The 23,599-nt window shown below is 73.1% G+C and carries 21 protein-coding genes and 1 pseudogene; 18 read left to right on the top strand and 4 right to left on the bottom strand.

Going from position 1 to position 23,599, the window contains the following annotated elements; translation table 11 throughout:
* Positions 1–83 precede the first annotated feature (83 nt).
* The 13 genes and pseudogenes from AC02VZ_RS08805 to AC02VZ_RS08745 all read left to right on the top strand — a co-directional run bounded on the left by AC02VZ_RS08805 (position 84) and on the right by AC02VZ_RS08745 (position 13,051).
* Positions 84–1,037 carry a helix-turn-helix transcriptional regulator gene (locus tag AC02VZ_RS08805; RefSeq protein WP_476475023.1) on the top strand — a complete coding sequence of 318 codons (954 nt, stop codon included), beginning with the start codon at positions 84–86 and terminating at the stop codon, positions 1,035–1,037.
* 17 nt (positions 1,038–1,054) lie between these two features.
* Positions 1,055–2,050, top strand: a complete 996-nt coding sequence (locus tag AC02VZ_RS08800; protein WP_476475022.1) for a helix-turn-helix transcriptional regulator — start codon at positions 1,055–1,057, stop codon at positions 2,048–2,050.
* A 61-nt stretch (positions 2,051–2,111) separates the two neighbouring features.
* The gene (locus AC02VZ_RS08795; protein WP_432056058.1) at positions 2,112–2,405 is read left to right on the top strand and encodes a hypothetical protein; all 294 of its coding nucleotides are present in this window, start codon (positions 2,112–2,114) and stop codon (positions 2,403–2,405) included.
* A 76-nt stretch (positions 2,406–2,481) separates the two neighbouring features.
* Positions 2,482–2,676 carry a hypothetical protein gene (locus AC02VZ_RS08790; RefSeq protein ID WP_362092992.1) on the top strand — a complete coding sequence of 65 codons (195 nt, stop codon included), beginning with the start codon at positions 2,482–2,484 and terminating at the stop codon, positions 2,674–2,676.
* 227 nt (positions 2,677–2,903) lie between these two features.
* Positions 2,904–3,188, top strand: a complete 285-nt coding sequence (gene tatA / locus AC02VZ_RS08785; protein WP_362092995.1) for a Sec-independent protein translocase subunit TatA — start codon at positions 2,904–2,906, stop codon at positions 3,186–3,188.
* 48 nt (positions 3,189–3,236) lie between these two features.
* Complete coding sequence (gene tatC, locus AC02VZ_RS08780; RefSeq protein ID WP_476475021.1) at positions 3,237–4,181, top strand: twin-arginine translocase subunit TatC; 945 nt, start codon at positions 3,237–3,239, stop codon at positions 4,179–4,181.
* A 43-nt stretch (positions 4,182–4,224) separates the two neighbouring features.
* Positions 4,225–5,102 (top strand): annotated as a pseudogene (locus AC02VZ_RS08775) (diacylglycerol kinase family protein).
* A gap of 60 nt (positions 5,103–5,162) precedes the next feature.
* Positions 5,163–8,021, top strand: coding sequence for a DEAD/DEAH box helicase (locus AC02VZ_RS08770; protein ID WP_476475020.1), 2,859 nt, complete (start codon positions 5,163–5,165; stop codon positions 8,019–8,021).
* 467 nt (positions 8,022–8,488) lie between these two features.
* A complete protein-coding gene (locus AC02VZ_RS08765; RefSeq protein WP_476475019.1) occupies positions 8,489–10,117 on the top strand; it encodes a sensor histidine kinase in 1,629 nt (542 codons plus the stop codon).
* Positions 10,114–10,521: a roadblock/LC7 domain-containing protein gene (locus AC02VZ_RS08760; RefSeq protein ID WP_432056062.1), complete on the top strand. Its 408-nt coding sequence runs from the start codon at positions 10,114–10,116 to the stop codon at positions 10,519–10,521. Before AC02VZ_RS08765 ends, AC02VZ_RS08760 begins: the two co-directional genes overlap by 4 nt.
* Positions 10,518–10,925: a DUF742 domain-containing protein gene (locus AC02VZ_RS08755; protein WP_432056063.1), complete on the top strand. Its 408-nt coding sequence runs from the start codon at positions 10,518–10,520 to the stop codon at positions 10,923–10,925. Before AC02VZ_RS08760 ends, AC02VZ_RS08755 begins: the two co-directional genes overlap by 4 nt.
* Positions 10,906–11,526, top strand: a complete 621-nt coding sequence (locus AC02VZ_RS08750) for a GTP-binding protein (protein ID WP_432056064.1) — start codon at positions 10,906–10,908, stop codon at positions 11,524–11,526. The genes AC02VZ_RS08755 and AC02VZ_RS08750 overlap by 20 nt, the downstream gene beginning before the upstream one ends.
* 55 nt (positions 11,527–11,581) lie before the next feature.
* Complete coding sequence (locus tag AC02VZ_RS08745; protein WP_476475018.1) at positions 11,582–13,051, top strand: cytochrome P450; 1,470 nt, start codon at positions 11,582–11,584, stop codon at positions 13,049–13,051.
* Here AC02VZ_RS08745 and AC02VZ_RS08740 read toward each other — a convergent pair.
* From AC02VZ_RS08740 to AC02VZ_RS08725, 4 genes are all read right to left on the bottom strand, one after another.
* A complete protein-coding gene (locus AC02VZ_RS08740) occupies positions 13,045–14,004 on the bottom strand; it encodes a pseudouridine synthase (protein WP_432056136.1) in 960 nt (319 codons plus the stop codon). The genes AC02VZ_RS08745 and AC02VZ_RS08740 overlap by 7 nt on opposite strands.
* Positions 14,005–14,180: 176 nt before the next feature.
* Complete coding sequence (locus AC02VZ_RS08735; RefSeq protein ID WP_476475017.1) at positions 14,181–14,468, bottom strand: hypothetical protein; 288 nt, start codon at positions 14,466–14,468, stop codon at positions 14,181–14,183.
* 159 nt (positions 14,469–14,627) lie between these two features.
* The gene (locus tag AC02VZ_RS08730) at positions 14,628–15,473 is read right to left on the bottom strand and encodes a siderophore-interacting protein (protein WP_476475016.1); all 846 of its coding nucleotides are present in this window, start codon (positions 15,471–15,473) and stop codon (positions 14,628–14,630) included.
* A 145-nt stretch (positions 15,474–15,618) separates the two neighbouring features.
* Positions 15,619–16,548: a 5'-3' exonuclease gene (locus AC02VZ_RS08725; RefSeq protein ID WP_476475033.1), complete on the bottom strand. Its 930-nt coding sequence runs from the start codon at positions 16,546–16,548 to the stop codon at positions 15,619–15,621.
* Positions 16,549–16,836: 288 nt separating this feature from the next.
* Between AC02VZ_RS08725 and AC02VZ_RS08720 the strand changes: the two genes are divergently transcribed.
* From AC02VZ_RS08720 to AC02VZ_RS08700, 5 genes are all read left to right on the top strand, one after another.
* Positions 16,837–17,925: a quaternary amine ABC transporter ATP-binding protein gene (locus AC02VZ_RS08720; RefSeq protein ID WP_432056068.1), complete on the top strand. Its 1,089-nt coding sequence runs from the start codon at positions 16,837–16,839 to the stop codon at positions 17,923–17,925.
* Positions 17,918–20,539, top strand: a complete 2,622-nt coding sequence (locus tag AC02VZ_RS08715; RefSeq protein ID WP_476475015.1) for an ABC transporter permease/substrate binding protein — start codon at positions 17,918–17,920, stop codon at positions 20,537–20,539. Before AC02VZ_RS08720 ends, AC02VZ_RS08715 begins: the two co-directional genes overlap by 8 nt.
* 496 nt (positions 20,540–21,035) lie before the next feature.
* On the top strand, positions 21,036–21,608 hold the full coding sequence (locus AC02VZ_RS08710; protein WP_432056070.1) for a helix-turn-helix domain-containing protein: 573 nt from the start codon (positions 21,036–21,038) through the stop codon (positions 21,606–21,608).
* Positions 21,605–22,333 (top strand): helical backbone metal receptor, encoded by a 729-nt coding sequence (locus AC02VZ_RS08705; RefSeq protein ID WP_476475014.1) that lies wholly within the window; start codon positions 21,605–21,607, stop codon positions 22,331–22,333. Before AC02VZ_RS08710 ends, AC02VZ_RS08705 begins: the two co-directional genes overlap by 4 nt.
* Positions 22,334–22,488: 155 nt before the next feature.
* Positions 22,489–23,430: a LysR family transcriptional regulator gene (locus AC02VZ_RS08700; protein WP_476475013.1), complete on the top strand. Its 942-nt coding sequence runs from the start codon at positions 22,489–22,491 to the stop codon at positions 23,428–23,430.
* The last annotated feature ends 169 nt before the right edge of the window (positions 23,431–23,599 follow it).

Raw genomic sequence — 23,599 nt, 5'->3', positions numbered from 1 at the left:
GCATGGGCCCTCGGCTTTTGCCGGGCCACCACGGAGCGGTACGGTCATCGGTCGTAAGCACCATAGGGAGGCGAAGCGCGTCGATGGCCATTGCCAAGGCCGAGCGGCTGATGAACCTGGCGCTGTGTCTGCTCGGGACGCGGCGGCCGCTCAGCAAGCGCGAGCTGCGTGAGTCCATCGAGGCCTACCTGGAAGCGGGCTCCACCGACTCCTTCAACCGCATGTTCGAGCGCGACAAGGACGACCTGCGCGAACTCGGACTGGTCATCGAGACCGTCGAGAACCTCGACGGCGAGACCGGCTACCTCGCCCGCCGCGACAGCAACCGGCTGCCGCCCATCACCCTGGACGCCGAGGAGGCCGCGGCACTCGGACTCGCCGCCAAGGTCTGGCAGCAGGCCCGGCTGGCCGGGGCCGCCAGCGGCGCCCTGCAGAAGCTGCGCGCCGCCGGACTGCCCGACGACGTCGACCCGCACGGCACCCACAGCGCGCTCGAACCCCGCATCCCGGTGCACGAGGCCGCCTTCGAACCGCTGATGCTGGCCTGCCGCGACCGCCGTCCGGTCGTCTTCGACTACCGCAAGGCCACCGCCGTCCAGCCCGAGCAGCGGCACGTCGAACCGTGGGCGCTGGAATGCTGGCGCGGTCACTGGTACCTGGCCGGCTGGGACCGAGACCGGGGCGCCGAACGCGTCTTCCGCCTGTCCCGGATCACCGGCAGGGTCCGCTCGCGCACCGGCCGGTTCACCGCCCCCGTGCCGGACGTCGTCACCGTGCGGGAGACCGTGGCGGGCTGGGCGGGGGAGACCGCCGACCGCACGGCCCGCATCCGGCTGCGCTCCGGCGCCGGCTACCCGCTGCGGGCCCGGGCCACGGCCGTACGGGAACTCGGCGACGGCTGGGACGAGCTGGAGATCCCCTACGGCCACGGCCTGGACGCGTGGCTGGTGGAGTTCGGACCGGACGTGGTGGTCCTGGAGCCCGCGGAACTGCGGGCCGACGTGGTGGACCGGCTGCGCGCCGTCGCCAAGGGCTGAGGGGGAGCGGACAAGACGTGGCAGGCAAACCGGTCAGGCCCGTGAACGCCATCGACCAGACCCGGCGGATGCTCTCGCTGGTGACCTATCTGCGCGAGCGCCCCGGCGCCCGGGTCGAGGACGTGGCGCGCGCCTTCGGCATCACCGAGGACGAACTCGTCTCCGACCTCGACGTGCTGCCCATGTGCGGCACCAGCTTCCGCGGCGGCGACCTGCTGGACATCGACACCGACGGCGAGCACATCTGGTGGCACAACCCCGCCGCCCTCGGCGCCGAGACCGCCGACCCGCTGCGGCTCGCCGCGGACGAGGCCACCGCCCTGCTGGTCGCCGCCCGTGCCGTGGCCACCCTGCCCGGCCTGCGCGAGAGCGACCGCCAGGCACTGCTGAGGGCCACCGCCAAGGTGGAGGCCGCCGCCGGCGAGGCCGCCGGGGCCAGCTCCCGGCTGTCGGTGACCTTCGAGTCCGAGGGCGGCGTGTTCGCCGACGTCGACCGGGCCATCGCCGAACGCCGCCGCCTGTGGATCCGCTACTACTCACCCGCCCGCGACGAGATCACCGAGCGCGAGATCGACCCCATCCGCCTGGTCAGCGTCGGCCACACCTACGTCGAGGCGTGGTGCCGCCGCTCCGAGGCGCGCCGGACCTTCCGGCTGGACCGGGTGGCCGAGATCAGGATCCTCGACGAGCCGTCGGCGCCCCCGGAGATCGAACTGCGGGACCTCTCCGAAGGCCTCGTGCAGCCCGCCGCCGAGGACCCCGAGGTCGTCGTCGAGGTCGGGCCGGGCGGACGCTGGGTCGCCGAGTACTACCCGCACGACAGCGCCGAGGAGCTCGCCGACGGCGGGCTGCGCATCACCCTGCGCACCCCCGACCCGGCCTCGCTGAGACGCCTGGCCCTGCGGCTCGGGCGCGACGGCCGCATCGTCGAGCCGCGCGGCCTCGCCGACAGCGCCCGGCAGGCCGCCCGCGACGCGCTCGCGGCCTACGACGGGGGCGAGGCGGCCGGATGAGCGGGGCCCGCGCACGGCAGGTGGCGCGGGACGGACAGGACGACAGGCAGGAGCGAGTGCTGTGAGCGAGTCGGCGGCGTCTGGTGTGCGGGAGATGACGGTGGCGTCCGCGTTCGCCGGGATGAGAAGCGTGGCCCCGGTCGTGTTCCGTGCGGGCTGCCCGGACTGCCGGGGACGGTTCGAACTCGCCGCGAGCGCGCTGCGCCTCGTGATCGGCGCGAGCAGCCGCACCACCTTCTACTCGTTCACCTGCCCCGAGTGCGCGGCGGCGGTCCGCAAGCCGGCCGGGGAACGCATCGTGGAGCTGCTCACCGGCGGCGGCGTCAGCACCCTGCGGCTGCACTCCACCGTGTAGGGGAGGACCGCCGCCCGCCACCGCGCGGGCGCGGGCCGGAGGCCGGCCGTGTGCGGGGAGGGTCTAGGCTCGCCCCATGGTCTGGCCGATGTTCGCTGTTGCCGTGGGTTTCGTGGGTCTCGTCGTGCTCGGCGTGCTGGCCGTCCGGGTCTTCGTCGAGGCGGAACGCCTCGGCCGCCAGGTCACGGACTCCGCGCACCGCATCAGCCGCGCGGCCGAGGACCTGGAGCGGTCGGCCGCCGGCGCGGCCCGGTCCGCCGAAGCCCTCTGAGCGTCCACGCCGGGGCCGGCCGGGACCCCTCACCCTGTCGGGTCCGTGGCACCGGCAGGTACGCTGCTGCTCGCGGCCGGAGAACGAGGCCCGTCCGCGGACGGGGAGTGCGCACGGGGATTGCCTCGCGTTCACCCCTGAGCGTTACGATCGCTGTCAGCACCACCGTCCGGACACGCGTCCGGACGGACAGCACCCCCGCAGCCTCGGTGAGAAGGTAAAGACTTATGTTCGGTGGCAAGATCGGCGCTCCCGAGATCATTCTCATCCTCGTCGTCGTCATCCTGTTGTTCGGCGCGAAGAAGCTGCCGGACATGGCGCGGTCGCTCGGCAAGTCGGCCCGCATCCTCAAGAGCGAGGCGAAGGCGATGAAGGAGGACAAGTCCTCCACTCCCGCCGACCCGCCGGCTCCCGGTGAGGAGTCCGCCGCACAGCGCACCATCCAGGCCGCACCCGGCGACGTGACCAGCTCCCGCCCGGTGGCGGAGCCCACGGACACGACCAAGCGCTGACGCAGGGCCGGTGGACTCCGGCCCGCCGCACGAGATGGGGAACGTGGGTTGCTGAAGTCTGCCCGCAAACAGGAGAGGGATCCGGAAGGGCGGATGCCGCTCGCGGAACACCTGCGTGAACTCCGCAACCGGCTCGCGAAGGCGCTGCTGGCCATCGTCCTGGTGACGGTCGTCGCTGCCTTCTTCTACACCGACATCATCAACTTCTTCACCGACCCGATCCTCAGGTCGGTCGGCTGCGGCCAGTCCTTCGAGGAATTGTCGCGTTCCACGCAGGACAAGGCGCAGCCCTGCGCCATGATCACGATCAATGGCCTGCTCACGCCCTTCACACTGGCGCTGAAGGTCTCGTTGATGGCCGGCATCGTGCTCGCCGCGCCGGTCTGGCTGTACCAGCTCTGGGCGTTCGTCGCGCCCGGCCTGCACCGGCACGAGAAGAAGTACGCCTACGCGTTCGTCGCCACCGGCTTCCCGCTGTTCCTCGGCGGCGCCTACTTCGCTTACCGGTTGCTGCCGACCACCGCCAAGGTGCTCATCGACTTCACGCCCGGCAACGTCGACAACCTGCTGCCGCTGGACGACCTGCTCGACCTGGTGACGCGCATGGTGGTCGTGTTCGGGCTGTCCTTCGAGCTGCCGCTGTTGCTGATCATGCTCAACTTCACCGGGGTGCTGAGCGGCAAGCGGATGCTCGGCTGGTGGCGGGGCATGATCATGGGCATCACGGTCTTCGCCGCCATCGCCACCCCCAGCACCGACCCGCTGACGATGATCGGGCTCGCCGGCCCCATCTGGCTCCTGTACTTCATCGCCGTCGCCGTGGCGCTGCTCAACGACCGGCGCAGGCGCCGCATCGAGGCCGCGGGACCTGCCGACGACGAGGAGTCCGAGCTGGACCTCACACCGGAGGCCGTCGACCCGGCGGAGCCGGTGGCTGCCCTCCCGGAGCAGACCTCCAAGGACCGGGTGAACGGTTATGACGACGTGACCTGAGGCGCCGGGACCACCTCGTAGGGCCGCCTCCGCGACCAGCGAGATCACCCTCTTCGTCGACCCCACCGCAGGCCGCGGCCGGGGCGCCCGGGCGGCGCCCACGGCCGCGGCCTGCGGTGCGGGACGCCGGGCACACGGTACGCCGCTCGTCGGCGACGACGCCGCGGACACGCTCGCGCGGGCCGGGCCGCCCTTGCGGAGGGCACCGGCGCGCTGGTCGCCGTGGGCGACGACGGCATGGCGCACCTGGCGCTGCAGGCCGTCGCGGGCACCGGCACCCCCCTCGGCATGATCCCGGCCGGCACCGGCAACGACTTCGCCCGTGCCCTCGGGCTCCCGCTGCGGGACCTCGCGGCGGCGGGCCGCACGGCCGCCGATGCCCTCACCCGCGGGCGGACGCGCGCACGCGACCTCGGGCGGGCCGGCGACCGATGCCTCGCCAACGTCCTGGCCTCGGGCTTCGACTCCCGGGTCAACGACCGCGGCAACCGGATGCGGTTGCCCGCCGGCCGGTTCGGATACGCCCTGGCGATGCTCGCCGAGCCGGCGGCGCTGCGCCCGATCCGGTACCGGATCGTCCTCGGCGGCGGCGAGGTGCGGGAGGTCGAGGCGACGCTGGTGGCCGTGGGGAACGGGCCCTCCTGCGGCGGCGGCATGAGGGTCGGTCACGGTGCGGACCTCACCGACGGGCTGCTGGACGTCACCGTGGTGGGCGCCTGCACGCGCGCCACCCTGCTGCGGGTGGTCCCAACGGTCCACCGGGGGACGCACCTGGGCCATCCCGTGGTGAGCGTCCTGCGGGCGACGAGAGTGGGGCCGGCGGCGGACGGCGTGACCGGCCACGCGGACGGCGAACCGGTGGGGGCGCTGCCCCTGGTGGTGCGTTGCGTGCCCGCCGCCGTGCGGGTCCTGACCCGGTGAGCCAGGGCCGTATTCCCGAGCCGGGCGGGGCCCGGCTTCCCGCCGCGGGCGGTCCGGTTAATGATCGTCCTGTTGTCGGTGCGGCCCGGTAGGCTCGAAAGCACGATGACAGAGGACCTCTCACCGGCCGAGCGGTACGCGGCGGCGCGCAGGCGCGCTGCCGAGCAGGCCACCGCGCTCGCCTCCTTCCGCGAGATGTACGACTTCGGCCTCGACCCGTTCCAGATCGAGGCCTGCCAGGCCCTCGAAACGGGCAAGGGCGTGCTGGTGGCGGCGCCCACCGGCTCGGGCAAGACGATCGTCGGCGAGTTCGCCGTCCACCTCGCCCTGCTACAGGGCAAGAAGTGCTTCTACACGACGCCCATCAAGGCGCTGTCGAACCAGAAGTACGCCGATCTCTGCCGGCGGTACGGCAGTGACAAGGTGGGCCTGCTCACCGGCGACAACAGCGTCAACTCCGACGCCCCGGTGGTCGTGATGACCACCGAGGTGCTGCGGAACATGCTGTACGCGGGATCGCAGACCCTCCTGGGCCTGGGGTACGTGGTCATGGACGAGGTGCACTACCTCTCCGACCGGTTCCGCGGCGCCGTGTGGGAGGAAGTGATCATCCACCTTCCCGAGTCGGTGACCCTGGTCTCCCTGTCGGCGACGGTCTCCAACGCCGAGGAGTTCGGCGACTGGCTCGACACCGTGCGCGGCGACACCGAGGTGATCGTCTCCGAGCACCGGCCGGTGCCGCTGTTCCAGCACGTGCTCGCCGGGCGGCGGATCTACGACCTGTTCGAGGAGGGCGAGGGCCGCAGGAAGGCCGTCAACCCCGACCTGACGCGCATGGCGCGGCTGGAGGCGAGCCGTCCCCCGTGGGGCGACCGCCGCCGCGGGCGCGGGAACATGCGCGAGGCCGACCGCGAGCGGGAGCGCAGACAGCGCTCGCGGGTGTGGACGCCGAGCCGGCCGGAGGTCATCGAGCGGCTGGACGCCGAGGGCCTGCTGCCCGCCATCACGTTCATCTTCAGCCGGGCCGGCTGCGAGTCCGCGGTCCAGCAGTGCCTGTACGCGGGCCTGCGGCTCAACGACGAGGAGGCGCGCGCCCGGGTGCGCGCCCTGGTCGAGGAGCGCACCGAGTCCATCCCGGCCGAGGACCTGCACGTGCTGGGGTACTACGAGTGGCTGGAGGGCCTGGAGCGCGGCATCGCGGCCCACCACGCGGGCATGCTGCCGACGTTCAAGGAGGTCGTCGAGGAGCTGTTCGTCCGGGGCCTGGTCAAGGCCGTGTTCGCCACCGAGACCCTCGCGCTCGGCATCAACATGCCCGCCCGCTCGGTGGTGCTGGAGAAGCTGGTCAAGTGGAACGGCGAGCAGCACGCCGACATCACCCCGGGCGAGTACACCCAGCTGACCGGCCGGGCCGGCCGGCGCGGCATCGACGTCGAGGGCCACGCGGTCGTCCTGTGGCAGCGGGGCATGAACCCCGAGCACCTGGCGGGGCTGGCCGGCACCCGCACCTATCCGCTGCGCTCCAGCTTCAAGCCGTCGTACAACATGGCGGTCAACCTGGTCGAGCAGTTCGGGCGGCACCGCTCGCGCGAACTGCTGGAGACCTCGTTCGCCCAGTTCCAGGCCGACAAATCGGTCGTCGGCATCTCCCGCCAGGTGCAGCGCAACGAGGAGGGTCTGGAGGGCTACAAGGCCTCCATGACCTGCCACCTCGGCGACTTCGAGGAGTACGCGCGGCTGCGCCGCGAGCTGAAGGACCGCGAGACGGAGCTGGCCCGGCAGGGCGCCGTGCAGCGCCGTGCGGAGGCCGCCGTCGCGCTGGAGAAGCTGAAGCCGGGTGACGTCATCCACGTGCCGACGGGCAAGTACGCGGGCCTGGCGCTGGTGCTGGACCCGGGGCTGCCCGCGGGCCGCTCCAACGGCCACCGCGGCTTCGACCACCACGACGGCCCGCGCCCGCTGGTGCTGACCGCCGAGCGGCAGGTCAAGCGGCTGGCGTCGGTCGACTTCCCGGTGCCGGTCGAGGCGCTGGAGCGGATGCGGATCCCGAAGTCGTTCAACCCGCGTTCGCCGCAGTCCCGTCGCGACCTCGCCTCGGCGCTGCGCACCAAGGCCGGGCACATCGCGCCCGAGCGGCACCGCAAGCGGCGCTCGCAGGCGGCCGACGACCGGGAGATCGCCCGGCTGCGCAAGGCGATCCGGGCGCATCCCTGCCACGGCTGCGACGACCGGGAGGACCACGCCCGCTGGGCCGAGCGCTACCACCGGCTGCTGCGGGACACCTCGCAGCTGGAGCGGCGCATCGAGGGCCGGACGAACACCATCGCCCGCACCTTCGACCGCATCGTGGCGCTGCTGACCGAGATGGACTACCTGCGCGGCGACGAGGTCACCGAGCACGGCAGACGGCTGGCCCGGCTGTACGGCGAACTCGACCTGCTGGCCAGCGAATGCCTGCGCGAGGGCGTCTGGGAGGGGCTGGCCCCGGCCGAACTGGCCGCCTGCGTCTCCGCGCTGGTCTTCGAGGCCCGGGTCGCCGACGACGCGATGGCGCCGAAGCTGCCGTCCGGCAAGGCCAAGGCGGCCCTCGGCGACATGGTCCGGATCTGGGGCCGGCTGGACGCCCTGGAGGAGGACTTCCGGATCTCCCAGACGGAGGGCGTGGGCCAGCGCGAGCCGGACCTCGGCTTCGCCTGGGCCGCCTACATGTGGGCCTCCGGCAAGGGACTCGACGAGGTGCTGCGCGAGGCGGAGATGCCGGCCGGCGACTTCGTGCGCTGGTGCAAGCAGGTCATCGACGTCCTCGGGCAGATCTCGGCCGCGGCTCCCGCCGTCGAGGGGTCCACGGTCGCGAAGAACGCCCGCAAGGCCGTGGACGGACTGCTGCGCGGGGTGGTGGCCTACTCCTCCGTCGGCTGAACCCCCGCCCCACGGCACCCTCCGGAGCCCGGCGCGCCCCGTGCGCGCCGGGCTTCTGCATCCGGTGCGCCCCCTCCGCGGGCGTCGGACGCCGCTTCCGCGGGCAGGACTGGTCCGGACGCCGTTCCGTACGGAGCCCGGCGGGACACGGCGCCGACGCGGATCCGGGGCTTCTTCACCCGTGACGGTGAGTGAGATTCGTACGCCCGTACGTGGTTACCGTGCGCGTTCGAATCGACGCGGGGTGTGTAAATGGACCAGAGCGTACCGCTGCCCCGGGGGTCATTTCCGGCAGATGCTGAATATGACTCGGCGATGATCCGCTCGGACTAAGCTCGCCCGCAGCGCACCCAGTTGGGATGACATCGTGCGCCCATTCCCCTTTGTGCGGAATTCCCGCCATGACCGCACGGTCCCTTCCCCGCAGTGCACCCCGACCACCAGCCGATTCCTTCCAGAGGGCCCACATGGTGAGTGTCCAATCCCCGCCCGGACGACGTGAGTTGCCGTACGCGCGCGTCCTGCTGCTTCCGGCGATACTGATGGCCGCGGCGACCGGAGCCGCCGTCGCCCTGGTGACGGAACCCGCCCGGTTCGCCGTCGCCGTCTGCGGTGCCGTCGCCACCGCGCTGGTGATCGCCTCCGCGGCGGAGGCGGCCCGCCGCGGCCGCGCCCTGCGCACCGCGCGGGCCGAGTACGAGCGTCACCGTGCGTATCTGGAGGCGCGCATCGCCGCCCACGACACGGAGACGCTGCACTTTGCGGAGGAGGTCACCCCCGGCGCGCTGGAGTACCTGCACCGCGGCAACACCGTGCACGAGGTGATCCGCGACCTGCCCAAGCTGAACCCGGCCTGGCGCGACCTGCCCGAGTACCAGATCAAGCTGCTGCGCATCATGCTGCGGATCATCGACGACGAGGAAGCCCTGCGCGACTCCTCCGCGCGCTCCTTCGTCAGCATCGCCCGCCGCGTGCAGGCCATCGTCCACCAGCAGGCCAAGGAACTGCGGGAGATGGAGGAGGACCACGGCCGCAACCCCGAGGTCTTCGACGACCTGCTGCGCATCGACCACGGCACCGCCCTGATCGGACGCCTCGCCGACTCCATCTCCGTCCTCGGCGGCGGCCGGCCCGGACGCCAGTGGCCGCAGCCGGTCGCGCTCTACAGCGTGCTGCGCGGCGCCATGTCCCGCATCCTGGAGTACCGCCGCATCGACCTGAAGTCGATCGCCAAGGTCAACGTCAAGGGCATCTCGGTCGAGCCCGTCATCCACGCCGCCGCCGAACTCCTCGACAACGCCACCCGCTACTCGCCGCCCCAGACCAAGGTGCACGTCACCGCCGTCGAGGTGCAGACCGGTGTCGCCATCGAGATCGAGGACTCCGGGGTCAGCCTCGACGAGCAGGCCCGCGCCCGCATCGAGGGCATGCTGGACCGCGCCCGGCGCGGCGTCGACCTCCAGGACCTCGGCGAGAGCCCGCGCCTGGGCATCGCCGTCGTCGGCCGGCTCTGCGCCGCCTACAACATGCAGGTGTCGCTGCGGGCCTCCGCCTACGGAGGCGTCCGCGCCGTCCTCGTCGTCCCCAGCGACATGCTCACCGACCAGCCCGGCGTCGGCCTCGCCCACGGCATCGGGGCGACCGCCGTCCCCATGCAGGTCGACGCGCTCCCCGGCCCCGAGCGGGCCCCCAAGAAGCGCCGGCCCACCAGCCCGCGCATCCCCGCCACGGTCTCCATGGAGGACGAGGTCCCCGAGGTCACCGAGTGGACCGCCGGCGGCCTCCCGCAGCGCCGCAGCCGGGTCAAGACCTCCCTGACCCAGCGCTACGCCGAGCAGGCCGCCGCGCAGCGCGCCGAGCGCGAGGCCGCCGAGCGCGGCGAGACCACCCCCTGGACCACCCCGCCCGCGCCCGAGCCGGCGCCGAAGGACGACCGCGAACCCGGCCTGTGGGTCGACGCGTTCTGGGACGGCCTGAAGAAGGACCTCGAACCCGGGGTCCACCCCACCGACTTCACCCGCAACCCGACCGCCTACCTGCATCTCATCAACGACCCGGCCCGTACCGAGGCCGACGACGAGGGGAACCTCAAGTGATCCAGCAGCGAGCCAACTTCGACTGGATGCTCAAGGAGCTCGCCGACGGCGTACCCGGCGTGGAAATGATCGTCGTCCTGTCGGCCGACGGTCTGCGCATCGCCCGCTACGGCGGCGAGCCGGACGCCGCCGACCGGGTGGCCGCCGCCTGCGCGGGCGTGCAGAGCCTGGCGGGCGCGGTCGCCCAGGAACTGCCGCGCAGCGACGGCGAGATGAAGATGGTGATCATCGAGATCAACGGCGGCTACTTCTACCTGATGGCCGCCGGCGCCAACGCCTACCTCGCCGTCCTGTCCGACATGACCTGCGAACCTGGCCGGATGGGCGGCATGATGCGCGACCTCGTCGTCCGCATCGGCGCCCATCTCACCAGCCCGCCCCGACGGAACGGGCAGGCCGTATGACTCCTCCGCAACGCCAGAGGCGCAGCCCCCGGGAGAACCCCCCGCCCCGCCCCCCGGCCACCGGCAAGGACGGCGAGGGCGGCAACCCGGAACGGCTGTACGTGGTCGCCGGCGCGGACGGCGGCCGGGCGGACCTCGACCTCGTCACCCTCATCGTGGCGCGTGCCGAGGACCCCCCGCCGTCGGCCACCCCCGAGCAGGCGGCCGTCCTCCGGCTCTGCTCCGCCCCCCTGTCCGTGGCCGAACTGTCGGCCTACCTCAGCCTGCCGTTCAGCGTGGTGACGGTGCTGCTCACCGAGATGCTGACGGCGGAACTGGTCCAGGCGCGCGCCCCGATCGTGCGTCAGGCGCTCCCGGACCGTTCCCTTCTCGAAGCGGTGATGCATGGACTTCAACGGCTCTGACACCGTCCCCGGCCCTCGCACCGAGGACCAGTTGCCGCTCACGGCCCAGGCCGCGGCCAAGATCGTGATCGTCGGGGGATTCGGGGTCGGCAAGACGACCATGGTCGGCTCGGTCAGCGAGATCCGCCCGCTGACCACCGAGGAGACCATGACCCAGGCCGGGATCGGGGTCGACGACAACTTCGGCTCGGCGACCAAGACGGCCACCACCGTGGCCATGGACTTCGGCCGCATCAAGATCACCGACCAGCTGGTGCTCTACCTGTTCGGCACCCCGGGACAGGAGCGCTTCTGGTTCCTGTGGAACGGACTGTTCGAGGGCGCGCTCGGCGCGGTCGTACTCGTCGACACCCGCCGGCTCGAAGTGAGCTTCGACGTCATGGGGCGCCTGGAGGAACGCGGGGTCCCCTTCGTCGTCGCCGTCAACTCCTTCCCCGACGCGCCCCGTTACCCGCTGGCGGACCTGCGCACCGCGCTCGACCTCTCCGAGGACGTCCCGATCATGGAGTGCGACGTGCGGCGGCGGGCCTCCAGCCGCGACGTGCTGATGACCCTCATGCGGTTCCTGCACTCGCTCGCCATGACCGGCTCGCTCACCTGACCCCGGCCCGCCACCCCCGACCCCTCGCGTTTCCCCAGTTTGCGGAGCGACCACAGTGACGCCTGAATCCCACGCCCCGACCACCCCGGACACCTCCCGGACCGGCCCGCCCCCCGGCTGCCCGGCCCACGGCCTCGGCCCCGGGGGGCTGCGCCGGCTGCACGAGTCGGACGACCTGAGAAAGCTCTACGAGGAGCTGCGGGCCGAGCACGGCCCGGTGGCCCCCGCCCTGCTCCACGACGACGTGCCGGTGTGGGTGGTCCTCGGCCACGCCGAGAGCCTGCACATGGTGCGCACCCCGGCCCAGTTCTGCCGGGACAGCCGCATCTGGTCGCCGCTGCGCGAAGGGCTGGTCAAGCCCGACCACCCGCTCATGCCGCACATCGCCTGGCAGCCGATGTGCTCGCACGCCGAGGGCGACGAGCACAAGCGGCTGCGCGGCGCGCTCGACAGCGCCATGGCGACCATCGACTTCCGCACGCTGCGCCGCCAGATCAACCGCTACACCCAGCGCCTGGTCAACGGCTTCTGCGAGGAGGGCGAGGCCGAACTCGTCGGCCAGTACGCCGAGCACCTGCCGATGGCCGTCATGTGCCAGATCCTCGGCATGCCCGACGAGTACAACGACCGCATCGTCGAGGCCGCCCGCGACATGCTCAAGGGCACCGAGACGGCCATCGCCAGCAACGCCTACATCATGGACGCGCTGGCCCGGCTGACCGCCCGCCGCCGGGCCGACCCGCAGGACGACTTCGCCAGCCACCTCGTCACCCACCCGGCCGGGCTCACCGACGACGAGGTCAGGGAGCACCTGCGGGTGGTGCTCATCGCGGCCTACGAGACCACCGCCAACCTGCTCGCGAACGTGCTGCTCACCGTGCTGACGGACCCGCGCTTCCGCGCCCAGCTCAACGGCGGACAGATGACGGTGCCCGAGGCGGTGGAGCAACTGCTCTGGGACGAACCGCCGTTCAGCACCGTCTTCGCCTACTTCGCCAAGCAGGAGACCGAGCTGGGCGGCCAGCGCATCCGGCGCGGCGACGGCCTGCTGTTCGCCCCCGCCCCGGCCAACATGGACCCCCGGGTGCGCCCCGACCCGGCCGCCAACATGCAGGGCAACCGTTCCCACGTCGCGTTCGGGGGCGGGCCGCACGAGTGCCCGGGCCAGGACATCGGCCGCGCCATCGCCGAGATCGGCGTCGACGCGCTGCTGATGCGGCTGCCGGACGTCGAACTCGACATGAGCGTGGACGAGTTGGAGTACACCGAGTCCATCGCGTCCCGGCACCTGGTGGCGCTGCCGGTGCGGTTCATGCCGCGCGCTCCGCAGGACGTCAACCAGCGGCCGAACCACGACCAGGGGCCGCAGCACCCCCCGACCGCCTGGCACATCGGCGCCCCCGAACCGGAACCGGCCGTCGCGGCCCCGGCGCCGCCGCCTCCCGAGCCGCCGCGGCCCGGCGGGGACCCGGCCCGCCCGCAGGGCGCCTGGCAGCGCTTCCTCACCTGGTGGCGGGGCTACTGACCGGCGGCCCACTCCTCGGGTGACTCCCAGGCCGCAAGCGTCCGGCCACTGCGGAAGCGGTGCTCCACGCCCGTCACCGGATCGGTGAACTCCAGGGCCCGCGCCAGCAGTTGCAGTGGCCGCCGGAAGTCGCCGGCCGGGACGGGCGCGGTCACCGACGGATACAGCGGGTCGCCGAGCAGGGGGACGCCGAGGGCGCTCATGTGGACCCGCAGCTGATGGGTCTGCCCGGTGCGGGGCACCAGCCGGTACCGGCCGACACCGTCCGCCCGGTGGCCGAGGAGCTCGACGCGGGTCTCCGCGTTCGGCTCGCCCTCGACCTCCCGGGCGGCGAGGACACCGCGCTCCTTCAGGATCCGGCTGCGCACGGTCCGGGGGAGGGCCAGCGCGGGGTCGTGGGGGGCGACGGCCTCGTACTCCTTGTGCACCAGCCGGTCGCGGAACAGCGTCTGGTAGGCGCCGCGCACCTCCGGCCGCACGGTGAACAGCACCAGGCCCGCGGTGAGCCGGTCGAGCCGGTGCGCGGCGCCGAGTTCCGGGATGCCGAGGTCCCGGCGGAGGCGGGCCAGCGCCGTCTGTGCGACGTGGCTGCCGCGCGGGGTGGTGGCCAGGAAGTGCGGCTTGTCGGCGACGACGATGTTCTCGTCGCGGTGCACGACCTCCACCGCGAACGGCACCGGGACCTCGGCGGGCAGGTCCCGGTGGAACCACAGGTACGTCCCGGCCGCGTACGGGGTGTCCGGGGGGACCGGCCGCCCGTCCGCGCCGACGATCCGCTCCGCGGCGAACAGGGCGTCGACGGCTTCCGGGCCGGCCGCCAGCCGCTCGGCCAGGTGGTCGCGCACCGTGGCCCACGATCCGCCGGCGGGCAGCCGGACCCGTACGGGATCCACCCCGTCGCGCTGCGGCAGGGGAGGGGGCGGGGTCCGGCGTCTGCGTCTCACGGCGGCCAGCGTACGAGGAGCGGCCCGGCGGGTGCCGCCGGCCGCCCGCGCGGGGGCCCGGCGGACGGCACCGGGACGAGGGGAGGGGGCCGGGCCGGGGTGCTGTTTCCGTCGTCACGAACGGCGGATCAGGCCGAGGGGTTGTTCCCGTCCCGTCGTCGGGGCATGGGGATCAGGTCGGGGGATCAGGCCGAGGTGCCGTCCCCGTCGTCGTGGCGGGCGGCGCGCTTCACCCGGGCCTCGACCTCGTTGCGCGGGGTGCCCTCGGAGCGGGCGAACTCGCTCACCGCCAGCTGCGCGTCGCGGGCCAGGTCGCGCCAGGCCCGCCAGGCGGTCTCCCAGGCGCTGGTCTGCTCGCCGCTCCACGGGGACCGGGTCGGCGGGCCGAAGGACTCCTGCAGGTGCCGCACGCGCACGTGGGCCTCGTCCGCCGCGCGCTGCTTGGCCACGAGCTCGTCGAAGGTGTGTGCCACGCGCCTGGATCCTGGGCCGACGGCCGGGATCCGGGGGTCCGCCACGCCGCCCGGAGCGGCGGGCGCGGCGGGACTTCACCCGACCAGGTCCCGACCCGGTGCCGACGCGGTGCCGACCAGGGCCCGGCCCGGTGCCGGCACCGCCGGCCGGCCCGGAGGTCAGGCGGACGCCGGGGCCCGCTCCTGCTCCGCCTCGATCCGCGCGTTCCACTCCGGCTTCGACGCCTGCCAGCCGTCCTCGTTGTGACCGCGGCGCCAGTACCCGGAGATCGACAGGTCCTCGCGCGCGATGGCGCGCTCCACCCGGAGCAGGTGCCGCAGCTCCTTCACGAAGTGCGCCTCACCGTGCACGAACGCGTGCACCCGGCCCTCGGGGAACTCCAGCCCGCGCACGGCCTCCACCAGGGCCTCGCCGACGGGGCGTTCCCCCCGGTGCAGCCAGACCACCTCGACGTCGGAGTCGATCTTCTGCTCCTCCTGCGGGCCGGCGATCTCCACGAACGCGTGCGCCCGCGCCCCGGCCGGCAGGGCCTCCAGGGCCCGCGCGATGGCCGGCAGCGCGCTCTCGTCGCCGGCCAGCAGATGCCAGTCGGCCGCCGGGTCCGGGGCGTAGGCGCCGCCCGGCCCGACGAAGTGCACCGTCTCGCCCGGCCGGGCGCGCAGCGCCCACGGGCCGGCCAGCCCCTGGTCGCCGTGGACCACGAAGTCCAGGGTCAGCTCGCGCTGGACGGCGTCCCAGTACCGCACGGTGTACGTCCGGGTCACGGGCCACTGCTCGCGGGGGAACTCCGCCCGGATCCGCTCCACGTCGAAGGGCTCCGGGTAGGTCACGCCCTCGGCCGGGAACAGCACCTTCACGTAGTGGTCGGTGCAGGTGTCGGCGGCGAAGTCGGCCAGGCCGTCGCCGCCGAGGACCACGCGCTGCATACCCGGGGTCAGACGCTCGGTGCGGACGACCTGCGCGGTGTGCGTCCTGCGCTGCCGACGGACCGGTCGCTCTGCCATGGGGCCTCCCTGCCGCTGGTTAGGTATACCTAAGTTAACACCTTTCGCCGGCGGAGGGCCGGGGCTCCGTGCCGCGCGGCGCGCCGTGCGGCCGCGGCCGACACCCGGTCCCCGCCCGCCGTGGCGCGGGAGCCCCGCGGCGGCGTCAGCGCGCGAGCGTCGTCAGCAGCCGCTCCAGCGACCCGCCCAGTCCCCAGCGGTCCGCCAGCGTCCGGAGGCCGTCGGGGTCGCGCGGGGTGCGCGGCACCTCGGTGCCGACGTCCGGGAGCGGCACGTCGTCCGCGACCCGGACGACCTTCGGCGCGACCGCCAGGTACGGCCGCGCCTCGTCCAGGCGCTTGCGCTGCGACGGCGTGAGCTTCGCCTTCCGGTCGTCCACGGCCGCGAGGATCCCGGCCAGGTCGCCGAACTCCGCGAGGAGCTTGGCGGCCGTCTTCTCCCCGATGCCCGGCACGCCCGGGAGTCCGTCGCTCGGGTCGCCGCGCAGCAGCGCCAGATCCGCGTACCCCTGGCCGCCGACGCCATACTTCTCCCGCAGCGCGGCCTCGTCGGTGATCTGCAGGGTGCCGACCCCCTTGACCGGGTACAGCACCCGGACCCCGCGCGCGTCGTCGACCAGCTGGTAGAGGTCCCGGTCGCCGGTGACGATGTCCACCGGCCCCCGGGCCCGGGCGGTGAACGTGCCGATGACGTCGTCCGCCTCGTACCCGGCGACGCCGACGCGGGCGATGCCGACCGCGTCCAGGGCCTCCTCGATCACCGGGACCTGCGGGGAGAGGGTGTCGGGCACCTCCTCCTCGTCCGGGCCCGTCTCCCGCTCCTCGGCCACCCGGTGCGCCTTGTAGGAGGGGATCAGGTCCACCCGCCACTGCGGGCGCCAGTCGGCGTCCATGCAGGCCACCAGGTGGTCGGGCCGGTGGTCCTTGACGAGGCGGTCGATGAAGTCGAGCAGGCCCCGCACGGCGTTCACCGGGGTGCCGTCCGGGGCGCGGACGGACTCGGGGACGCCGAAGTAGGCGCGGAAGTACAGGGAGGCGGTGTCGAGGAGCATCAGTCGTCCGGTCACGGACCGCATCATGCCGCACCCCGCCGACAGCGCCCGGTGACAGCGCCCCGGCGACGCGGACGGAACGGCCGCACGCCGCACGCCGCACGCCGCACGCCGCACGCCGCACACCGCGCTCCGTGCAACGCGTTGCGCGGGGCGCGGACCCTGTGAAGCGCGCCACGAAAGCGTTTCGCCCCGGCGAATCCGGGGAGGCGCGGGCCCGGAGCGATGCCGGTACCGGATTCAACTGTTTCGCAGGGTTGATTCCGTTCCGCGTGTCGCTCCCTTCCATGCCGTCGAGAGCTAGAGGTACGCGTGTCATCCAGGCTAGAGGCCGAGCACCTGTACAAGGTGTTCGGCAGACGACCTGACCAGGCGGTCGAGAGGCTGCGCCAGAACAAGGCCGACCGGGAGGAACTGCGCTCCGAGGGCGTCACGGCCGCCGTGGTCGACGCCTCCTTCACCGTCGAGCCGGGCGAGATCTTCGTCGTGATGGGCCTCTCCGGTTCCGGGAAGTCCACCCTGCTGCGCATGCTCAACGGACTGCTGGAGCCGACCGCCGGGCAGGTGCGCTTCGACGGCCAGGACCTCACCGCCCTGTCCGACCGCGAGCTGCGCCAGGTCCGCGCCCGGAAGATCAGCATGGTCTTCCAGCACTTCGCGCTCTTCCCGCACCGCAGCGTCCGTGAGAACGCCGCGTACGGCCTGGAAGTGCAGGGCGTGCCCCGCGCCGAGCGCGAACGCCGCGCCGACGAGGCGCTCGCCCTGTGTGGCCTGGCCGGCTGGGAGAAGTCCTGGCCCGACGAGCTGTCCGGCGGCATGCAGCAGCGCGTCGGCCTGGCACGCGCCCTGGCCACCGACGCCGACCTGCTCCTGATGGACGAGTCCTTCAGCGCGCTGGACCCGCTGATCCGCCGCGACATGCAGGACCAGCTGATCGAGCTGCAGAAGAAGCTGAAGAAGACGATCGTCTTCATCACCCACGACCTCAACGAGGCCATGCGCCTCGGTGACCGCATCGCCGTCATGCGGGACGGCCGCATCGTGCAGATCGGCACCGCGCAGGACATCCTGATCCGGCCGGCCAACGACTACGTGGCCTCCTTCACCCAGGACGTCGACCGCTCGCGCGTGCTCACCACCGGCGCGGTGATGGAGCGCGACACCCGCGGCGACGAGGCCGACTGCGGTTGCGAGACCGCCACCCCCGAGACCCCGTTCAACGAGCTGTGCGCGATCAGCGCCCGCGTCCCCCACGCGGTGGCCGTCCTGGACGGCGACCGGGAACTCGTCGGGATCGTGCCCCGCCAGCGCCTGATCGGCTTCCTCGGGGACGAGGCCGCCGCCCCGGGCGTCTGCGACACCCCGCGCGACAAGGGGGGCAAGGTGATGGCCCGTGCCTAGGATCCCGCTCGGCGACTGGGTCAACACGACCGTCGACTGGCTGCTGGACAACGTCACCTGGCTGTTCGACTTCTTCAAGGCCGTCTTCACCGGCGCCTACGACGGTGTCAACGCCGTCCTCCAGGCCCCGCACCCGCTGATCCTCTGCGGCATCTTCGCGGTGATCGCCTTCTGGCTGCGCGGCACCTTCGCCGGCCTCCTCACCTTCGTCGGCTTCGCCTTCCTCGACTCCATGGAGTTGTGGGAGGACTCGATGGTGACGCTGGCCCTGGTCGTCGTCGCCACCGTGATCGCGCTGGTCGTCGCGGTGCCCGTGGGCATCTGGGCGGCCCGCTCGGACCGGGTCAGCGCCGCGGTGCGGCCGATCCTGGACTTCATGCAGACGCTGCCCGCGATGATCTACCTCATCCCGGCCATCCTGTTCTTCGGAACGGGCTCCGCACCCGGCATCGTCGCCACCCTGATCTTCGCGCTCGCCCCGGGCGTGCGCATGACCGAGCTGGGCATCCGGCAGGTCGACAAGGAACTCGTCGAGGCCGCCGAGGCCTTCGGCACCTCGCCCCGCAACACCCTGCTGCGCGTCCAGCTCCCGCTGGCCCTGCCCACGGTGATGGCGGGCGTCAACCAGGTCATCATGCTGGGCCTGTCCATGGCCGCCATCGCGGGCATGGTCGGCACCGGCGGCCTCGGCGGTGCCGTCATCGAGGCCATCGGCCAGCTCAACATCGGACTGGGCGCCGAGTCGGGCCTCGCGATCGTGATCCTGGCGATCTACCTGGACCGCATGACCAGCGCGCTGGGCACCCAGGTCTCCCCGCTGGGCCGCCGGGCCGCCGCCCGCACCCGGGCCGCCCGGGGCGGACTGCGGATCTGGTCCTACCGTCCGCGTCCGCAGGTCGCGGTGGTCGGTGTCGTGGTCCTGGCCCTGGTGGCCGGCGGCATGAGCATCTTCGGAGGCAGCGGCGGCGGCACCGCCCCGGCCGCCGACGCCAAGAACGTCGGCGCCGGCAAGAAGATCAGCATCGGCTACATCCCCTGGGACGAGGGCGTCGCGTCCACGTTCCTGTGGAAGGAGATCCTGGAGCGCCGCGGCTTCGAGGTCGAGGCCAAGCAGTTCGAGGCCGGCCCGCTGTACACCTCGCTCGCCCAGGGCACCATGGACTTCCAGACCGACGCCTGGCTGCCCACCACGCACGAGGCGTACTGGAAGAAGTACGGCGACCGCATGGAGGACCTCGGCACCTGGTACGAGGAGACCACGCTGGAGCTGGCCGTCCCCGCCTACATGGACGGCATCGACTCCCTGGAGGACCTCAAGGGCGAGGCCGACACCTTCAAGGGCAGGATCACCGGCATCGAGTCCAGCGCCGGCATGATGGGCCTGCTGAAGGACAAGGTCATGGGTGACTACGGCCTCGAGAAGGAGTACGAGGTCGTCGACAGCTCCACGCCGGCGATGCTCGCCGAGCTGAAGCGGGCCTACAGCAAGAAGGAGCCCGTCCTCGTCACCCTCTGGTCCCCGCACTGGGCCTACAGCGACTACGACCTGAAGAAGCTCAAGGACCCCAAGGGCAGCTGGGGCAAGGGCGACGGCGTGCACACGGTGGCCCGCAAGGGCTTCACCGACGACCACCCGGTGGTCGGGCAGTGGCTGCGCGACTTCTCCATGACGGAGGAGGAGCTCACCGGCCTGGAGGCCGAGATCAACAAGGCCGGCAAGGGGCAGCAGCAGGAGGCCGTCCGGACCTGGCTGAAGGCCAACCCGGACATCGTCGACAAGCTGGCACCGGTCGCCTCCGGCTCCGGTGACACCCCGGCCGAGGCGAAGCGGACGCTGGACGTGGCGTGGTTCCCCTGGGAGGAGGACGTCGCCATCACCTACCTGTGGAAGAACGTCCTCGAACGGCGCGGCTACACGCTGAACCTCAAGCAGATGGACGTCGGCCCGGTCTACACCGGACTGGCCTCCGGGGACCTCGACCTCAACTTCGACGCCTGGCTGCCGTACTCGCAGAAGAACTTCTACGAACCGAACAAGGACAAGCTCACCGACCTCGGGACGTGGTACGAACCGGTCTCCCTGGAGCTCTCCGTCCCGTCCTACGTCAAGGGCGTGACGTCGCTCGCCGACCTCAAGGGCAAGTCCGACCTGTTCGGCGGGCGGATCGTCGGCATCGAGCCGGGCACCGGGCAGATGGACCTGCTGAAGAACAAGGTCCTGCCCGCCTACGGCCTCGACAAGGAGTACGAGGTCGTCGACGGCTCCTCGCCGGCCATGCTGGCCGAGCTGAAGCGGTCCTACGCCAAGAAGAAGCCGGTCGCGGTCACGCTCTGGTCGCCGCACTGGTCCTACAGCGAGTACGAGCTGACCAAGCTGAAGGACCCGAAGAAGGCGTGGGGTCCGAGCAACACCATCCACACCATCGCGAGCAAGAAGTTCCCCGAGCAGTACCCGCAGCTCACGAAGTGGATCAAGGGCTTCACGATGAGTGAGGACGAGCTCGGCACCCTGGAGAAGGAGATCAAGGACCGGGGCCAGGGCAACGAGGAGGCGGCCGTCGCCGCCTGGCTCGAGGACCACCCGGACATCGTGGGCCGGATGACCCCCGGCTGACCTCCGCACCGACCGCTCCCCCGGGGGGCGGGCCCGTACCGTGCCCTTCTGGGGCGCGGCGGGGCCCGCCCCCGGCGCGTACCCCGGACCCCGGCGCATTCCCCGGACCTCGCGCGGGCTGCCCACCCCTCGCGCGGGGTCCGCGGGGGAGGACTGCCCGGTCGCGGCACCCCCGCGCCACCGGCACGGCCGCACGGAACGATTCCGGACGACCACGGACCGCGAAGCCCTCCCCGGACCTCCCCGTGACCTTCCGCCGCGGACAGGGAAGAATGGCGGGAACACCCCCGTCGCACCCGCGCGGGGGACGCCGGCGGCCCGCCGATCCGCCGGCGCGATCCGTCGGGTCGGGCCCGGCCGCACGGGGCGGTGACGTGACAGGCGCGTGGATCGTTCCGCCGACCATGCGTAGGGTGCAGACACCTCGGCAGACGGGGTGCGCCGGAACCGACGGCGCACCGGGCACGGGACGACGGCGAAGGAGGGAGCCGGAGCGATGGGCGACCACAAAGAACAGCCCCTGCGGGTGGGCGCCGCCGTGCGCCGCCGACGCCGCGCCCTGGACCTGACGCTCGCCGTCGTGGCGGAGCGCAGCGGCCTGTCCGTGCCGTTCCTCAGCCAGATCGAGAACGAGCGGGCGCGCCCCAGCCAGAGTTCCCTGGAGAAGGTCGCCGACGCCCTGCGCACCACGGCGGTGGAACTCCTCGCCGCCGCCGACCCCGCGTGCAGCGTCGACGTCGTCCGTGCCGAGGACACCGACCCGCCTCTCGTGCCGCGCACCCGGTCCCTGGTGCGCGGCCACCACCAGATGCACGCCTCCGAGTTCACCGGAGACCACGACGCCGGACGCGAACTCCAGTTCCGCAACGACCAGTTGATGTACGTGGCGGACGGCGCCGTGGAGATCGAGGCGGAGGGCCGCGCCTACCGCCTCGGCCGCGGTGACACCCTGTACCTGACGGGGGGCGTCCGGCACCGCTGGCGGGCCACCGTCGCGGAGACCCGTCTTGTGGTCGTCGCCGTCGCCGAGCACATCGAAGCCCTCCACGACAGGCAGCAGCGCCCATGACCACCCCACGGATCGTCTCCCTCGTCCCGTCCCTCACCGAAGCGGTGGCGCACTCCCTCCCCGGCGCCCTGGTGGGGGCCACCGACTGGTGCACCCATCCGGCGCCGCTGGACGTGGAGCGGATCGGCGGCACCAAGAACCCCAAGGTGGAGCGCATCGTCGCCCTCGCGCCCGACCTGGTCGTCGCCAACGAGGAGGAGAACCGCGAGCCGGACCTGGACGCCCTGCGCGCCGCCGGCCTCGACGTCCTGGTCACCGAGGTGCGGACGCTGCCGCAGGCCGTCGCGGAACTGGACCGGGTGCTCACGGCCTGCGGACTGACCACGCGCCCGCGCTGGCTGGACGAGGCCGAGGCGGCCTGGGACGCCGTCCCCGCCCCCGAGCGGCGCCGCACGGCGGTGGTCCCGATCTGGCGGCGGCCCTGGATGGTCCTCGGCCGGGACACCTTCGCGGGCGACCTGCTCTCCCGCCTCGGCCACGACCACGTCCACGCCGGCCACCCGGAGCGCTATCCGCGCGTCCCGCTGGACGAGCTGCGCGCGGCGGCCCCGGACGTCGTGGTGCTGCCCGATGAGCCGTACCGCTTCTCCGCCGAGGACGGGCCCGACGCCTTCCCGGGCCTGCCCTGCGCTCCGGTCAGCGGCCGGCACCTGACGTGGTACGGGCCCTCCCTGGCCGAGGCGCCCGCCGTCCTCACCACCGCGCTGCGGGCGGCGCTGGACTGACGGGAGCCACGGGCAGTAGGGGCGCCACGGGCGGCGCTCGGCCGACAGGTGGCGGTGCGGCACAGGCCGGAGGGCCGAACCTGTCGTGCCGCCGCCCGCCCCGCCGCCGGAGCCGCCGCCGGAGCCGTCCACGAGCGGCGGCATAAGCTGGGCTTATGAGCCCGACGGACGACGCCCACCCCACCGGCCCCGCCGCGCACGCTCCGGCCGCGCTGGCCCACCGGGTGCCGGACCTGGGGGCGTTGCAGCTCCTGCTGGCCGTGGCACGGCTCGGCAGCCTCGGCGGGGCGGCCCGCGAACTGGGCATCACCCAGCCCGCGGCCAGCAGCCGGATCCGCTCGATGGAACGGCAGCTCGGCGTGGCCCTGGTGGACCGCTCACCGCGCGGGTCCCGGCTCACCGACGCCGGCGCCCTGGTCACCGACTGGGCGCGGCCCATCGTGGAGGCGGCCGAGGCCTTCGACGCCGGGGCGCAGGCGCTGCGCGACCGGCGCGACTCCCGCCTGCGCGTCGCGGCCAGCATGACCATCGCCGAGTACCTGCTGCCGGGCTGGCTGCTGGCGCTGCGCGCGGAACGGCCGGACACGGCCGTGTCCCTGCTCGCGGGCAACTCGGCGGCGGTCGCGGAACGGCTGCTGTCGGGGGACGCGGACGTGGGCTTCGTGGAGGGGCTCACGGTGCCGTCGGGGCTGGAGTCGGCGGTCGTCGCCCACGACCGGCTGATCGTGGTGAGCGCTCCGTCCCACCCGTGGGCCCGCCGCCGCGCCCCGCTGGCCGCGGCGGAACTCGCGACGACCCCGCTCATCCTCCGCGAGGAGGGCTCGGGGACCCGGCAGGTCCTGGAGGCCGCCCTGGGCGGTCTGGCCCGCCCGCTGATCGAACTGTCCTCGACGACCGCGGTGAAGGCCGCCGCGGTGAGCGGCGCCGGACCGGCGGTGCTCAGCGAACTGGCCGTGGGGGACGAGCTGGCCCTGCGCCGGCTGATCCGGGTCCCGGTGAACGGCATGGCCCTCGCCCGGGACCTCCGCGCCGTCTGGCCCACGGGCCACCGTCCGACCGGTCCGGCCCGGGACCTGCTCGCCCTGACGAGGGCGTGAGCGGTCGAGCGGGGCAGAGGCCGCGGTGGCCGGGCGTTTCCCGCGCCCCTCCGTGACGGTTTCTCACCGACCGTCGTGGCGCGGCACCCGCCCCGTCCTTCACCGAGCCGCCGCGGCGCGGCACCTGCGCCCCGTCCCGCGCCCCGGTCCCGCGGCGGCGGACCCGCGC

The sequence above is a fragment of the Streptomyces sp. 3-6 genome (assembly GCF_056323165.1).
This window is presented reverse-complemented; position numbering and strand designations above follow the sequence as displayed.